The 14,178-nt window shown below is 70.6% G+C and carries 14 protein-coding genes; 5 read left to right on the top strand and 9 right to left on the bottom strand.

The genetic code is table 11. The annotated features are described in order from the left end of the window. The first annotated feature begins 35 nt into the window (after positions 1 to 35). The gene (locus tag J4H86_RS15670; protein ID WP_236538430.1) at positions 36 to 1,214 is read left to right on the top strand and encodes a MarP family serine protease; all 1,179 of its coding nucleotides are present in this window, start codon (positions 36 to 38) and stop codon (positions 1,212 to 1,214) included. Positions 1,215 to 1,372: 158 nt separating this feature from the next. On the opposite strand, the gene J4H86_RS15665 is transcribed toward J4H86_RS15670, so the two are convergent. Together J4H86_RS15665 and J4H86_RS15660 are read right to left on the bottom strand one after the other, a co-directional pair. Continuing rightward, positions 1,373 to 1,873, bottom strand: coding sequence for an ATP-binding protein (locus tag J4H86_RS15665; RefSeq protein WP_236538427.1), 501 nt, complete (start codon positions 1,871 to 1,873; stop codon positions 1,373 to 1,375). Positions 1,874 to 1,888: 15 nt separating this feature from the next. Beyond that, on the bottom strand, positions 1,889 to 2,236 hold the full coding sequence (locus J4H86_RS15660) for an STAS domain-containing protein (protein ID WP_236538425.1): 348 nt from the start codon (positions 2,234 to 2,236) through the stop codon (positions 1,889 to 1,891). A gap of 204 nt (positions 2,237 to 2,440) precedes the next feature. Between J4H86_RS15660 and J4H86_RS15655 the strand changes: the two genes are divergently transcribed. Next, positions 2,441 to 4,735 carry a DEAD/DEAH box helicase gene (locus J4H86_RS15655; protein WP_394356379.1) on the top strand — a complete coding sequence of 765 codons (2,295 nt, stop codon included), beginning with the start codon at positions 2,441 to 2,443 and terminating at the stop codon, positions 4,733 to 4,735. 127 nt (positions 4,736 to 4,862) lie between these two features. Here J4H86_RS15655 and J4H86_RS15650 read toward each other — a convergent pair whose 3' ends face one another. The 7 genes from J4H86_RS15650 to ssd form a co-directional block, all read right to left on the bottom strand. Continuing rightward, positions 4,863 to 5,204, bottom strand: coding sequence for an Rv3654c family TadE-like protein (locus J4H86_RS15650; RefSeq protein WP_236538424.1), 342 nt, complete (start codon positions 5,202 to 5,204; stop codon positions 4,863 to 4,865). Beyond that, the gene (locus tag J4H86_RS15645; protein ID WP_236538423.1) at positions 5,201 to 5,554 is read right to left on the bottom strand and encodes a TadE family type IV pilus minor pilin; all 354 of its coding nucleotides are present in this window, start codon (positions 5,552 to 5,554) and stop codon (positions 5,201 to 5,203) included. The genes J4H86_RS15650 and J4H86_RS15645 overlap by 4 nt, the downstream gene beginning before the upstream one ends. Next, on the bottom strand, positions 5,547 to 5,729 hold the full coding sequence (locus J4H86_RS15640; RefSeq protein ID WP_236538421.1) for a DUF4244 domain-containing protein: 183 nt from the start codon (positions 5,727 to 5,729) through the stop codon (positions 5,547 to 5,549). The genes J4H86_RS15645 and J4H86_RS15640 overlap by 8 nt, the downstream gene beginning before the upstream one ends. Before the next feature lie 145 nt (positions 5,730 to 5,874). Beyond that, on the bottom strand, positions 5,875 to 6,480 hold the full coding sequence (locus J4H86_RS15635; RefSeq protein WP_236538419.1) for a type II secretion system F family protein: 606 nt from the start codon (positions 6,478 to 6,480) through the stop codon (positions 5,875 to 5,877). Further along, entirely contained in the window at positions 6,477 to 7,223 is a 747-nt protein-coding gene (locus J4H86_RS15630) for a type II secretion system F family protein (protein WP_236538417.1), read from the bottom strand. The genes J4H86_RS15635 and J4H86_RS15630 overlap by 4 nt, the downstream gene beginning before the upstream one ends. Positions 7,224 to 7,272: 49 nt before the next feature. Beyond that, on the bottom strand, positions 7,273 to 8,478 hold the full coding sequence (locus tag J4H86_RS15625) for a TadA family conjugal transfer-associated ATPase (protein ID WP_236538416.1): 1,206 nt from the start codon (positions 8,476 to 8,478) through the stop codon (positions 7,273 to 7,275). Beyond that, positions 8,475 to 9,599 carry a septum site-determining protein Ssd gene (gene ssd / locus J4H86_RS15620; RefSeq protein WP_236538415.1) on the bottom strand — a complete coding sequence of 375 codons (1,125 nt, stop codon included), beginning with the start codon at positions 9,597 to 9,599 and terminating at the stop codon, positions 8,475 to 8,477. Before ssd ends, J4H86_RS15625 begins: the two co-directional genes overlap by 4 nt. Before the next feature lie 864 nt (positions 9,600 to 10,463). On the opposite strand from ssd, the gene acs reads away from it, so the two are divergent. The 3 genes from acs to J4H86_RS15605 all read left to right on the top strand — a co-directional run bounded on the left by acs (position 10,464) and on the right by J4H86_RS15605 (position 13,935). Continuing rightward, on the top strand, positions 10,464 to 12,443 hold the full coding sequence (gene acs, locus J4H86_RS15615; RefSeq protein ID WP_236538414.1) for an acetate--CoA ligase: 1,980 nt from the start codon (positions 10,464 to 10,466) through the stop codon (positions 12,441 to 12,443). 123 nt (positions 12,444 to 12,566) lie between these two features. Continuing rightward, positions 12,567 to 13,022, top strand: a complete 456-nt coding sequence (locus J4H86_RS15610; RefSeq protein ID WP_236538413.1) for a phage holin family protein — start codon at positions 12,567 to 12,569, stop codon at positions 13,020 to 13,022. 97 nt (positions 13,023 to 13,119) lie between these two features. Beyond that, positions 13,120 to 13,935, top strand: coding sequence for an alpha/beta fold hydrolase (locus J4H86_RS15605; RefSeq protein WP_330932421.1), 816 nt, complete (start codon positions 13,120 to 13,122; stop codon positions 13,933 to 13,935). Positions 13,936 to 14,178: the final 243 nt, after the last annotated feature.

Here is a 14,178-nt window from a genome sequence, read left to right as displayed (position 1 = left end):
ACGCTACTCTGGGGGCAGGAGCATCGGAGGGCGCCGTGCTGGACGTAATCCTCGTCGCGGTGGCTCTGCTCTTCGCGCTCGCTGGGTACCGCCAGGGGTTCATCGTCGGCGTACTGAGCTTCGCGGGCCTCCTGGGTGGTGGTATCGCCGCCGCGATCGGCCTTCCCCCGTTGATCATGGAACTGGTCTCCGATCCCGGACAGCAGGCGCTGCTCGCGGTCGCGGCGGTCTTCCTGAGCGCCGCCGTGGGCCAGTTCTCGGCCTCCTACCTGGGGGCCCTCCTACGCAACCGTGTCACCGGGGACTCCGTTCGTGTCCTGGACGCCCTGGGCGGGGTCGTGGTGAACGCCTCGGCGGTTCTGCTCATCGCATGGCTCATCGGGAGCGCGCTCGCCAACTCCTCCATCCCGGTGGTCAGCAACCAGATCGAGAACTCCCGGGTACTGCACGCCGTGGATCGTGCCATCCCCGACGGCGTCAACACGTGGTTCTCCGAGTTCCGTCAGGCCGTGGACCAGAGCGAGTTCCCCCAGGTCTTCAGCGGGATCGGCCCGGGCACCCCCATCGAGGTGGAGCCGCCCGACCCCGACGTACTGAACACCGAGGAGCTCCGGGACGCCGGGCAGAGCGTGGTCAAGGTCCTGGGGGCCGCTCCCGACTGCGAACGCCGGGTCGAGGGGACGGGATTCGCCTACGCCCCGGACCGGATCATGACCAACGCCCACGTGGTCGCCGGCGTTCGCGAGGACCTGCGCGTGGTCACCCGCTCCGGTGAGCAGCTTCCGGCCACCGTCGTTCTGTACGACCCCCAGCAGGACCTCGCCGTGCTGGAGGTCGAGGGCCTCGGCCTGGAGCCGCTGGAGTTCGACACCGAGGGTGAGGCGGGTGACGACGCCGTCGTCGCGGGATTCCCGCGCAACAGCGGGTTCACGGTGATGCCGGCCCGCATCCGGGTCCGCCAGTCGGCGCAGGGGCCGGACTTCTACCAGGAACAGCAGGTCAGCCGAGAGATCTTCCAGGTGCGTGCCAACGTCCAGCCCGGGAACTCCGGCGGCCCGCTGTTGGCACCGGACGGGACCGTGTACGGGGTGGTCTTCGCGGCGGCGACGCAGGAGACGGAGACCGGGTACGTGCTGACCGCGGAGGAGGTGGCGGAGAACGCCGAGGAGGGTGTCGCGGCGACCGAGCCGGTATCGACCCAGGGGTGTGACTAGGGGGTCGCGAGGGGACCTCCCCGCGGCACGCGCTGTCGGACACAGGCGCGCACGAGTCGGGGCACCCGACCGTGGACACCTCCGCTCGGGGCCGCGCCGGGGGATTGTCGGTGTTCGCGCGGTGCGTCGCCGGTCTCGCCGCGACGCACCGCGTCGCGTCAGCCGCTGAACTCGCCGGTGCGGGTGCCGGTCTCCGACGGTTGCTGGTCGCCGATGGGCCAGCTCATCCGAATCGTCGTACCGTTCGCCGAGCCCTCGACGTCGACCTGATCCGCGAGACCGCTGATCACCGCGAGGCCGATGTCGGGGGACAGCCCGGAGACCTCCCCCGCCTCCGCGTAGGGCAGGGCGGCGGTCGGGACACCGCCACCACCCGGGGGCCGCTCGGCTCCCGGGGCCCGATCCAGAACCGTCACCTCGAACCGGCCGGGGCCGGGGGATGACTGGATGTGCTCCCGCAGCTCGACGGTGATCGGTTGCTGCGGGCAGTGGGTGCGATGGTTCTCCACCGCACGAGAGCAGGCCTCGCCGACCGCGAGCCGTACCTCGTCAAGTGCTGACTCCGGGAGGCCTGAGCGGCGGGCGACGGCGGAAGCGACGAGCCGCGCCGTACGAACATGGACGGGCAACGCGCTGATCGAAAGCTGAACGAGTGCCATCGCTAACCGTTTTTGCTACTGCGTCTTGCGGTTATCGATCGCATCGCGGACCGTGTCATGAATCCCGAAGACCTTGGTCAGTCCGGTGATGCGGAAGATCTTCAGAATGCGCTCCTGCTTGCACACGAGGTCCAGGGTGCCGTCGTGCGCGCGCACCCGCTTCAGGCCGCCGACAAGTACCCCAAGGCCGGTCGAGTCCAGGAACTCCACCTTCTCCATGTCCACGACCAAGTGGAATCGTCCCTGGTTCACCAGGTCGATGAGAAGCTCGCGCAGCCGGGGGGCGGTATAGACGTCGATCTCACCCTCAACGACCACGATCTCGGTGTCGTCCTCGGTGTAGTGTTCCAGCTTCAAGTCCACTAGTCCTCCAGCGCCGTACCGCGGCCGTCGGCCGCGTGGGGTCTGTGCCGGGCGTTACCCCGCAGTGCGGCATTCAACCACGTTTGACTCGCGCATTTGCGGGCTATCGCCGAGAAACCCACGGTACCGCGCGGTCGGCACTGCGTCCGTGTTGATACTTACCCGTTCATTGGTTCGTATCCTGCGACGTGGGGAGGTATTCGTGTGAATCCGTGGTCAGAGCTGCTCAGCGCCGGGCCGGGACGTGGGCTGCCCTCTGACATCGCGCATGTGCGGACGCTGCCGAAGCGCAGCGGCGTCACCGTCGACTGGCCGGAGTGGGTGGGCGATGACCTCCGGGAACGCCTCGCGGCGCTCGGAATCAGCGCCCCGTGGTCACACCAGGCCCACGCCGCGGAGCTCGCGCGCGCGGGCGAGCACGTGATCATGGCCACTGGAACGGCGTCCGGCAAGTCACTGGGATTCCTCCTGCCGAGCGTGGACGCGATCCAGAGCGGCGGGACGGTGCTGTACATGGCGCCGACGAAGGCCCTGGCCGCCGACCAGGAACGTTCGCTGCGGGCACTGGGCCTGCCCGACCTCACCGTCGCCACCTACGACGGCGACACCCGGCCGGCGGACCGTACGTGGATCAGGCGCAACGCGAACCTCGTCCTCACCAATCCGGACATGCTGCACCACGCTTTCCTCGGTCGGCACGCCGCCTGGAGCGGGTTCCTCCGTCGGTTGCGGTACGTGGTCATCGACGAGTCCCACCGGTATCGGGGCGTCTTCGGGTCCCACATCGCCCACGTGATCCGCCGCCTGCGCCGTGTCTGCGCGGGCTACCGGTCGGCACCCACGTTCGTCCTCGCCTCGGCCACCTCCGCCGAGCCCGAGGTTAGTGCGAGCCGGTTGATCGGCCTGCCCGTGACGCCCGTGGCGACCGACGGCGCGCCCCACGGCGCCACCTGCGTCGCACTCGTCGAGCCCGAGCCCGAACGGAGCCCGTCCTCCCGGGGACGCGGCGGAGACGGAGAGGTCATCCGCCGATCGGCCACCGCCGAGGCCGCCGACGTGCTGGCCACGTTGGTCGGACAGGGGGTACAGACCCTGGCGTTCGTGCGTTCCCGACAGGGCGCGGAGGTCGTCTCGGTGACCGCGCGGCGCCACCTCGCCGAACGCCACGGGGAGCCGATCGCGGAGCGGGTCGCCGCCTACCGGGCGGGATACCTGGCCGAGGACCGGCGGCGGCTCGAGCGCGACGTGCGCAGTGGAGCGGTGCTGGGCCTCGCCGCCACCAACGCCCTGGAACTGGGGGTCGACATCGCCGGGGTGGACGCCGTGGTGATCGCCGGGTGGCCGGGGACCCTGGCGTCGCTGTGGCAGCAGGCGGGGCGCGCGGGTCGATCGGGGCAGGACGCCCTCGCGGTGTTCATCGCGCGGGACGATCCACTCGACACCTACCTCGTCCACCACCCCGAGGCGGTCTTCGACCGTCCAGTGGAGTCCTCCGTCCTCGACCCCGACAACCCGCACGTGCTCGGCCCGCACCTGTGCGCCGCCGCCGAGGAGATGCCGCTGCGCGAGGGCGACCTGGACCTGTTCGGCCCCGCCGCCCCGGAGACCGTGGAGGACCTCAGCCTCCAAGGCCTCTTGCGCCGCCGTCCACGCGGCTGGTTCTGGACGAAACGCGAGCGCGCCGCGTCCCTGGTCGACCTGCGTGGCGCGGGCGGCCCGCCGGTGCAAATCGCCGACGCGGAGACGGGGCAGCTGCTGGGGACCGTGGACGAGGGCGCGGCGCACGCCAGCGTGCACAGCGGAGCGGTCCACCTGCACCAGGGCGCGACCTACGTGGTGGACGAACTGGACCTGGAGTCGGGCGTCGCGTTGGTGCACGCCGCCGACCCCCAGTACACGACGTGGGCCCGGGACGTCACCGAGATCGCGGTGCTGCGGGAGATCCGCTCACGCGCGTTCGGCCCCAACGCCCGCCTGCACTTCGGCGAGGTAGAGGTCCGTCGCCAGGTCGTGGGCTACCTGAAACGCGACGTCCGAACCGGCGCCGTCCTGGGCGAGGAACCCCTGGACCTCCCGGAACGAGTCCTGCGATCCAAAGCCGTGTGGTGGACGCTCGCCCCGGAGGTCTGCGAACGCCTCGGCGCCGAGGACGTGGAACTCCGCGGTGCCGCGCACGCCGCGGAACACGCCGCCATCGGTCTCCTCCCCCTCTTCGCCACCTGTGACCGCTGGGACATCGGCGGTCTCTCCACGACCGGGCACGTCGACACCGGCACACTCACGGTCTTCGTGTACGACGGCTATCCGGGCGGGGCCGGCTTCGCCGAACGCGGCTACGAAGCCGCCGAGTCCTGGCTCGCGGCCACCCACGAGGCGATCGCCACCTGCCCCTGTGCCAACGGCTGCCCGTCCTGTATCCAGTCCCCCAAATGCGGCAATGGCAACGACCCTCTGAGCAAGTCGGGTGCCCTGTCCCTCATCGCCGAACTCGGCGTGTGAACACCCCCAACGGGGCCGCGCCAGCGTTCGTGGTCGAGGCGTTTCCAGCGTGAGTGGCCATCCCGCACCGTCCCCGCTCACCACCTAGTCGGCGGACTGGGGGTGGCGGCCGGGGACGGGGTAGGCGTCACGGCGGTGTTCCGGGGCCGGCTCGGGAGCGCGCGGTGACGGTGGCGGGCCAGTGACGTAGTGGGAGTTCGACGGTGATGTCGGCGACGGTGCCGCGCACGGTGCATTCGACGAGTTCCGCGTCATTGGCGGCGGCGACCTCCTCAGCCGCGGCGCAGGGGGTCGAGGCGCCACGGGCGTCGCGTTGGGCGGTGGCGAGGGCCGCGAGGTCGGCGGCGGTCGCGGCGCGGTGGCGGTCCACTCGGACCGACCCCAGGAGCACGAAGGTGAGGGCGACGAACCACACCAGGACGCACCAGGTCAGCACCCAGATCGTTCCGGAACCGCGGTCCCGGGTCACGGGGGTTCCTCCAGTGGTGTGGCCGCCTCACCGTGAACGGTGAGGGGTGTGCGGCCCACCACAACGTCGACCGGGGCACGTACCACCACCCGTGCGTGAGAGGCGTCGATGTCGGTGATGATCTCCGCGTCCGCCGGGGCGCTCGCCAAGGCGACACCCTCGGCGGCCTCGACCGGGTCGCCCCGGGCGAGGGCGCGGGCGGCGAGTCGTGCCGCGTCCACACAGGCGACCTGTGTCGCCACCGCCTGTACGGCGCCCAGCGTCACCACCAACACCAGGATCAGGGACGGCAGTCCGACCGCGATCTCCGCGGTGACGGTCCCCCGGTCGACTCGCGCGGCTCTAGCCACTGAGCTGTAGCGCGTCGGTGACCAGCGCCGTCAGGACGTCACCGACCTGGGTGCTGGTGAGGATCACGTAGAGGACGGCGGCGAAGGCACACGCGCTCACCGTGCCCAACGCGTACTCCGCCGTCGACATGCCGGCGTCGTCGCTTTCGAACGGGTACCGCGGAATCACACGCATCAGAACCTCCCAGGAGTGGGCTGGTCCCCAGGAACGGGGAAGGGTGCCCACAGGGTGGACACGGTCGGGGCTGATCGCCAGCGCGGTTCCCCAGCCTGTGGACAAGCCGTCGACGTGCGCCCATCGCCCGATTCCGCGGAGCCCGTCAGGCGAGGTCAAGCAGGAGTCCGGCGGCGAGTGGGGCGATGCCGATGAGTACGAACGCCGGGAGGAAGCACAGACCGAGCGGGAGGACGACGAGCACGCCGGCACGGTGGGCGCGGGCCCGCGCGTTGGTGTGGGTGGTGCGGCGTCGGTCCGAGGCCGCCTGGTCGAGCAGGTCGGCGACTGGCGCTCCTGACGTGCTGGCACGTGTGAGCGTGCGGCCAAGCTCGGTGAGGGCCGAGTCCGGTGCCGCGTCCCACGCGGACGTGGGATCGGCGCCCAGCCGTGCGTGGTCCGCGGCCATGCGCAGTTCCTCGCCGAGCGGGCCGGGAAGCGCGTCCCCAACGATCGCGAGAGCCGAGGGGACGGCGACCCCCGCACGGAGGGCCGCGCCGAGCATCGCGAACGCGGTCGGAGCGTCCTCGTCGATCCGACGGGCGCGTTCGCGCCGACTGACACTCGCCACGTCGGCCGGCCCGCCCCTCCGTGGGGAGGCGGTGGAGCCGTCCGACCGAGATTCCAGAGCGCGAAGTCGCCGCACCGAGAGCGTGGGCAGCAGCAGGAACGCGACGGACAGGCCGACCGTGACCGCCGCGACGACGCTCATGGTGTCGGAGGACGGAGGGCCGCCCTCCCCAGAGCACCGCGGACGATGCGTCGGGTCCACATGAGCCCGAGTACCTCGAGTGTGATCCCCACCGCGAGGCAGGCCAGTCCGGCCGGAGTGGTGAGCAGGAAGACCAGGGGACGAGTCGACAAACCCGCACCCATCGCGAGCCCGATCGCCGGCAGGACCGCCAGCAGCACCGACGTGGCGCGCGGCCCCGCGAGCTGTGCCCTGAGTTCCTGGCGCTGCTCCTCCTCCGCGCGCAGGGTGTCGCCGAGCTGGCCGATCACGGGCGCCAGCGCGGCGCCGGTGCGCGCGCTGACCCGCCAACAGGCGGCGAGCCGCCCCAACCCCTCGGCTCCCGCGATCGACGCGGCACGGTGGAGCTCCGGAACCGGATCATGTCCCGCCCGAGCCCGTTCCCCAACGGCGAGGAGCGCCGGCCCAACCCGCCCCAATCGCTCCGCCCGGTCCCGGAACTGGTCCACGGCGTTCGACAACGCGGAGGTGGGCGCGAGACCTGAACGCAGCTCCGTCATCAGCGCGGAGAGCAGTTCCACCACGAGGCCCCGAGGGTCGACCCCCGACGCCCGCCGGGCAAGCCCGCGGCGGACACCCCGGAGCCCCGGTCCACGCGCCGCCGCGGGCGGCGGGTGGAGTGCCCGCACACGGTCCTGGGCCAGCGACGGAAGAGGAAGGAGCGCGACGGTGAGCCCGGTGAGAAGTGCCGCGAGGGCGATCATCGGTGACCTCCGTACTGAGTCTGTCGGTCAGGTGACGCCGCGATGGGGATCATCGGGGGACCTCTACCGGGGTCCAGTGCCCCTGGAGGCGGCGACAGAGCTCGGGCCAGGCGGGGCCGGGGGTGAGGGCGCCGGTTGGGTTGAAGGTGGCGGCCGGGACGGACTGGACGACGCCGGTGGGGTCGCGGGCGAGGCAGCAGATCTCCGCGAGGCGGCGGGTGCCGGTGTCGGAGCGGGTGAGGTGGGCGACGACCACGCGGGTGGCGGCCAATTGACTGTGGACCGCGGCGCGGCTGAGGCCGGCGGCGCAGCCGAGTGCTTCGAGACGGGCGGGGACGTCGGCGGCCGTGTTGGCGTGGAGCGTGCAGGCACCCCCTTCGTGGCCGGTGTTCAGGGCGTTCAGGAGGGACGTCACCTCGGGGCCACGGACCTCGCCGACGACGAGGCGGTCCGGGCGCATGCGCAGTGCCTGTCGCACCAGGTGGTGGATCTCCACGCCGCCGCGGTCCTCGATGTTGGCCGGGCGGGTCTGCAGTTGGACCACGTGTGGGTGGTCGGGGCGGAGCTCGGGGGCGTCCTCGACGAGGATCAGGCGCTCGCTGGGTGCGACGACGCTGAGTAGGGCGCTCAGGAGCGTGGTCTTCCCGCTTCCGGTGCCGCCGCAGATCAGGAACGGGAGACGGGCCGCCACGATGCCGCGGAGGATCTCCGCCCCCTCCGGTGGCAGGCCGTGGGCCGCGACGAGTTCGGCGAGCGTGAAGACGCGCCGACGGGGCAGCCGGAGCGACAGACAGGTCCCTCCCGGGCTGAGCGGGGCGAGGACCGCGTGGAACCGAGCGCCAGACGTGAGGCGGGCGTCGATCCAGGGGGCGGCCGCGTCCAACCGTCGCCCGGCCTGGGCCGCCAACCGTTGGGCCAGGGACCGGACGGCGTCGTCGTCGGGGAAGGACACCTCAGGGACGCGCTCCAGCCCCCGACCGGCCTCGATCCACACCTCGTGCGGGCCGTTGACCAGGATGTCGGTGATCTCCGGCCGACCCAGCAGGGGCTCCAGTGGGCCGGCGCCAGTGAGCTCGGCCCCGAGCTCCCGGGAGAGAGCGAGGACCTCGGCGTCGCCCAGGATCTCCCCCTCCGCCCGGACGGCGGCCGCGACCCGGGACGGCGTGGCCGGTCCGGCCTGGCCGAGAAGTCGGGCCCGCACCCGCTCCAGCAGTTGGGGGTCGCCCGGTCGGCCGGGTAGGTCCGGTTGGCTCACGGCTCCGCCTCTCCAGCGTCCAGACCGGCGAGGAAACCGTCACAGAACGTCCGTAGCGGCGATCCCCTCCGCACCGCGGGGATGGTGCCGCGTTCGAGCGTGGCACGCAGGCCCGGTTCGTCCGGAAGCTCGCCGGCGAGGGGAAGACCGACCGATGTGGAGATCACGTCAGGGGACACCCCACGCGCGCGGTCGCGGCGCACGACGACACGACCGCGCGGGGTGTGGGTGCGGATGACGGCCGACAACCGGCTCGCGGCCACGACGGAATGGACGTCGTCAGGGACGAGGACCAGCAGGTGGTGTGCGGCCAGAACGGTCTCTCGCGCGGCCTCGTCCAGGGTTCGGGGCAGGTCCACCACCAGCAGGCCGGCGCCGGCGGCCGAGGCGAGTACCGAACGCATCGCCGTGGTGGGCACCGGCGGCGGAGGGCCGGTCTGATGCTCCCACGTGAGGAGGGAGAAACCGGAGGCCGTGGGGAGGGCGTCGAACAGGGCGTGCGCGTTGATCCGTCCCTGGCGTTGCAGCAGGTCCTGCCAACGAACCCCAGGCGTGTTCTCGTGCCCGAGGAGCAGGTCGAGGCCACCGCCGAGCGGATCGGCGTCGATCAACAGGGTCCGTACGCCTCGACGTACGCCGGCGAGCGCCAGTGCGGACGACAACAGGCTCGCGCCGGCGCCCCCTCGCCCACCGATCACGGCGACGAGATGGGCGGCCCGCGCCGTCTCCGGGCCGGGCGCGGTGCACAGCTCCGTCAGTCGAGCCTCGCCCTCGGGAAGGAACAACACCTCCCTGGCGCCGAGGCGGACGCCGCAGCGCCACAGCTCCACGGTTCCCTCGTCCGGGGAGCCCTGGGGCGCGTGTCCGACCACCACCAGGTTGGGATGGCGGCGCGGTGCCTGCTCCGCCATGGCCTCGGCGAGGTCGGCTCCCACGATCACGAACGCCGCCGCGTCCCAGTCACGACGGGCGAACGCGACTGCGGAGGCCACGACGGGATCGGTTCCGACCGCGGCGGTGAGGCGCAGTACCTCTTCGAGCAGGGTGGGGTCGCCGGTGACGAGGAGTGGCGACCGGCGAGACGGTCGGCTGGACGAACTGGCTGCTGACGCGGGTGCCACGGCGACTCCAAGGGCGTTGGGTGCGTAGAAAGCACTCAACCCCGGAGCGTGACGGCGGGAAAGCGTCATTCCTCGGGGTGTGGATAACCGGCCTGGCAGGAGAGCCCGCGCGAATGCCGAACGGGCAGAATGGGCGACGCGCCGTTCCGCCCGGATTCCGCAATGGGGCACCGACGAGAACAGTGCCCGGCTGAGAACACGAGCCCGATCCGAAAGCCTGGTGCGGAAAATCCGCCCGGGAACGTTCCTCGTGAAACAGTGCCCGAGGGAACTCCGGACTTCTCGGTGAGAGGGAACCGACCACGCCCGTCAAGATGGCCCCCGCCGGGGGGAGAGCGGGGGCCATCGCACGGTCCGGCTCCGGGGGGGTGGAGCCGGTTCCGCTTTTCCAGAGGGGCTGTTGTTGTTCGTGGGCGCTCACTTCGGGTGAGCGACACCAACATAGTCACATACTCGTAACGTCGCCGCCAGGGGCACCTGTCACGGGGCCCAAGTGTGCGGGATGACGGTAAGGAGGATGATACGCAACGTTACCATGCCGACTCGCCGGTTGAATCCGAAGTGATCCTTCTCCGCTGCCTTTTTCCGGCGGGATTCCTTTGTGGACGGTGCGCCTGTCCTGTGTGCGCAACACCGTGAATGCCTTCTCCGGGGCGACGGTGACGCGGGGCGGAGGGCCGGCCCCCACGAGCAGCGGAAATGAAAAATCGATCATGGAAACGTGCCGGTGGCTGGCCCGCGGGTCCGTTTTGTCGGGAGTGGCCCCTCGGCGGACCTTGTGGGCAGCGGCGTCGACCTGATGAAGTGGTCCCTGCAACTGGGTTCCGGGCGCAGACAATGCGGTCACAAGGTAGAGGAGCGATGATGGGTGAGACTCCGCAGGAGCGGGAGTCAGAACAGCGGACATTGTCGAACCTGCTTCAGGAGAAGCGGCGGTTTTCCCCACCGCCGGAGCTCGCAGCCTCCGCGAACGTGCGTGCCGAGGACAACATCTACGAGCGGGCCGCCGCCGACCCCCAGGCCTTCTGGGCGGAGCAGGCCGGCCGACTGCAGTGGGAACGCACCTGGGACACCATTCTGGAGTGGGAACCGCCGTTCTCGAAGTGGTTCGTCGGTGGGACGCTGAACGCGGCCGTCAACTGCGTTGACCGGCACGTGGCGGCGGGCAACGGCGACAGGGTTGCCTATTACTGGGAAGGTGAGCCGGGCGACTCGCGCACGATCACCTACGCGGAGCTGCAGGACCTGGTGTGCCAGGCGTCCAACGCGCTGCTGGAGCTGGGCGTCACCAAGGGTGACCGGGTGGCGATCTACATGCCGATGATCCCGGAGACCGTGGTGGCGATGCTGGCCTGCGCCCGCATCGGCGCGGTGCACATGGTGGTGTTCGGAGGTTTCTCGTCCGACGCGCTGGCCGGCCGCCTCGACGACGCCGACGCGAAGGTCGTCATCACCGCCGACGGCGGCTACCGGCGTGGGGCCCCCAGTGCGCTCAAGCCCAACGTGGACGCCGCGCTCGCGGACCGCCCCCACATCGACACCGTTCTGGTCGTGCGCCGCACCGGCCAGGACGTGGAGTGGACCGACGGGCGGGACCGTTGGTGGCACGACGTCGTGGACCGCCAGAGCACCGAGCACGTCCCGGAGGCGCACGACGCCGAGGACCCGCTGTACATCATGTACACGAGTGGTACCACCGCGCGTCCCAAGGGCATCCTGCACACGACCGGCGGGTACCTGACCCAGGTGTCGTGGTCGCACTGGGCGGTCTTCGACCTAAAGCCCGAACGCGACATCTACTGGACCGCGGCCGACATCGGCTGGGTGACCGGACACTCCTACATCGTCTACGGGCCGCTCTCCAACGGCGCGACGTCGGTGATGTACGAGGGAACCCCGGACACGCCGCACAAGGGCCGCTTCTGGGAGATCGTGCAGAAGTACGGGGTCACGCTTCTGTACACCGCGCCCACCACCATCCGTACCTTCATGCGGTGGGGTGACGACATCCCGGCCCAGTACGACCTGTCGAGCCTGCGGATCCTGGGGTCGGTCGGGGAGCCCATCAACCCCGAGGCGTACGTCTGGTACCGCACCAACATCGGCCACGACCGCACTCCGGTCATGGACACCTGGTGGCAGACCGAGACCGGCGGGTTCATGGTGTCGCCACTGCCCGGTATCACCGAGGGCAAGCCCGGGGCCGCGATGCAACCGCTCCCGGGCATCGCGGTGGACGTCGTCAACAGCGAGGGCGAGTCCGTCCCGAACGGCGGTGGCGGCTACATCGTCGTCCGTGAACCCTGGCCGGGGATGCTGCGTGGCATCTGGGGCGACCCCGAGCGGTACAAGGACACCTACTGGTCCCGGTTCCCCGGTCTTTACTTCCCGGGCGACGGCGCGAAACGGGACGAGGACGGGGACCTGTGGCTGCTCGGCCGGGTCGACGACGTCATGCTGGTCTCCGGACACAACATCTCCACCACGGAGGTCGAGTCGGCGCTCGTCTCCCACCCGTTGGTGGCCGAGTCCGCCGTCGTGGGTGCCAAGGACGAGGTGACGGGCCAGGCGATCAGCGCGTTCGTCATCCTCAGCGGGGACGCCTACGACGGGCTGGACGAGGAACTGCGTCAACACGTGGGAGCGTCGCTCGGGCCGATCGCCAAGCCCAAGCGTGTCCTCATCGTCCCGGAGCTCCCCAAGACCCGTAGCGGCAAGATCATGCGCCGACTGCTGCGGGACGTCGCGGAGCACCGTGCGATGGGCGACGTCTCGACGTTGACGGACTCGTCGGTCATGGACCTGATCGCCGAGCGTCTGCCCAAGTCGTCCGACGACGACTGACGACCGAACGGAGAATCCGGCGGGGATCGACGCTTCCCCGCCGGGCCTTCGCGGTGACCGGTGTCCACATGTGCGAGGATCGTTCCCTGAAACCAGTGAGGTGCGGGGGAAGGGAGTCGACCAATGGCGCAGACCACGCCGGGCGACGAGGGCGCGGGTCAAGAGCCGCCGAGCGAACGCTCCGTGGGTGAACTCGTCGCCGACGCCAACACCGAACTCGCCGAGCTCATTCGGCTTCAGATCGAGCTGGCCAAGGCCGAGATCGCCCATGACGCCAAGGCTGTGGCGACCGGTACGGGCATGTTCGCCGCCGCGGCGGTCATCGCCCACCTGTTCATCATCCTGCTGTCGGCGACCCTCGGCTTCGTCCTTTACGTCTGGCTGCCGTTGTGGGGCGCGTTCGCCATCGTCACCGGCTTCTACCTGCTCCTGGTGATCGTGTTCGGCCTCTGGGGGCTGCGACGGTTCCGCGGTATGCGGGGAACACCGGAGACCAAGGCGAGCCTGCCACAGACCTTCGCGGCGATCAGACACCGCAAGCCCGAGGACACCGGCGACGGGGTCGTCGATCGCGTCTGACGTCCGTACGGTCCTGCTCGAGGGCCCGTGGGCCCATCGGACGGTCAGTGCCGCGGGATGCCGGTTCCACGTCGCCGAGTACGGCGAGGGGCCGCTGGTGCTCCTCCTCCACGGGTTCCCCCAGTTCTGGTGGACCTGGCGTGGTCAGTTGGTCTCCCTCGCCGAGGCCGGGTACCGCGCGGTCGCCATGGACCTGCGGGGGTACGGCGCCAGTGACAAGCCGCCTCGCGGATACGACCCTCTGACCCTCGCGGCGGACGCCGCGGGGGTCATCCGCGCTCTCGGCGCCCGCGACGCCGTCGTGGTCGGGCACGGAACCGGCGGGCTCGTCGCGTGGACGACGGCGGCCGTCCACACCTCACTCGTCCGCGGTCTCGCCGTCCTGTCGACGCCGCATCCCGGCACGTGGCGGTCGCTTTTCGGTCTTCCGCGGGGGAGGCTGCGTCGCCAGGTCCTGGGTTGGCGGCCACCGATCCTGGCCGAGCGAGGCCTACTCCACGCGGACGCCGCCCCCATGGTGTCGTTCCTGCGCCGTGGGTACGCCCGGGGGTGGTCCGATCCGGTCGCCGAGCGACGCTACCGGGACGCCTTCCAGGTCCCTGGTGTGGCGCGTCGCGCGCTCGCGACCCACCGGTGGATGGCGCGCTCCCCCCTGCGGACCGAGGGCCGCCGTTACCGGGCACGAATGCGTCGTCCGATTCGAGTACCGACCCTGCGGCTCCACGGCTCCCTGGACCGCGTGGTTCCGGCGGCGGCGGTGGAGAGCGCCCATCGCCACGCGCACGCGCCGTGGACTCTCCGGTTCGTCGCGGGGGCCGGCCACTTCCCACACGAGGAACAACCCGACGCGGTGGGCGGGATTCTGGTGGATTGGTTACAGCGGACGGTCGACTCGATGCTCACCCCGCGCTAAAACATTCCCCGTTCACCGTTTTCGGTCACTGTGCGCAGTCAGGCGTCCAAGGGTCTTCCGGCGAAGAACGAAAACGCCCCACCGAAACAGACGCGTATCCGGAATGTTCTCGGCCTATTCCACACGAAGCCGACCTTCCCAACTCTCCTCACACTCCGTACTGAACTTGGGCCTCCATTAGGCAGTGAGACCCGCGCCACGTAGAATCCCGGGACACCGTCCGCGTTCATCTCGCGGAAACGG

Origin of the sequence: Spiractinospora alimapuensis, assembly GCF_018437505.1 — a bacterium.
GTDB classification, from domain to species: domain Bacteria; phylum Actinomycetota; class Actinomycetes; order Streptosporangiales; family Streptosporangiaceae; genus Spiractinospora; species Spiractinospora alimapuensis.
Note: the sequence above shows the minus strand (reverse complement) of the source record. Positions and strands in the feature narration are given on the sequence as shown.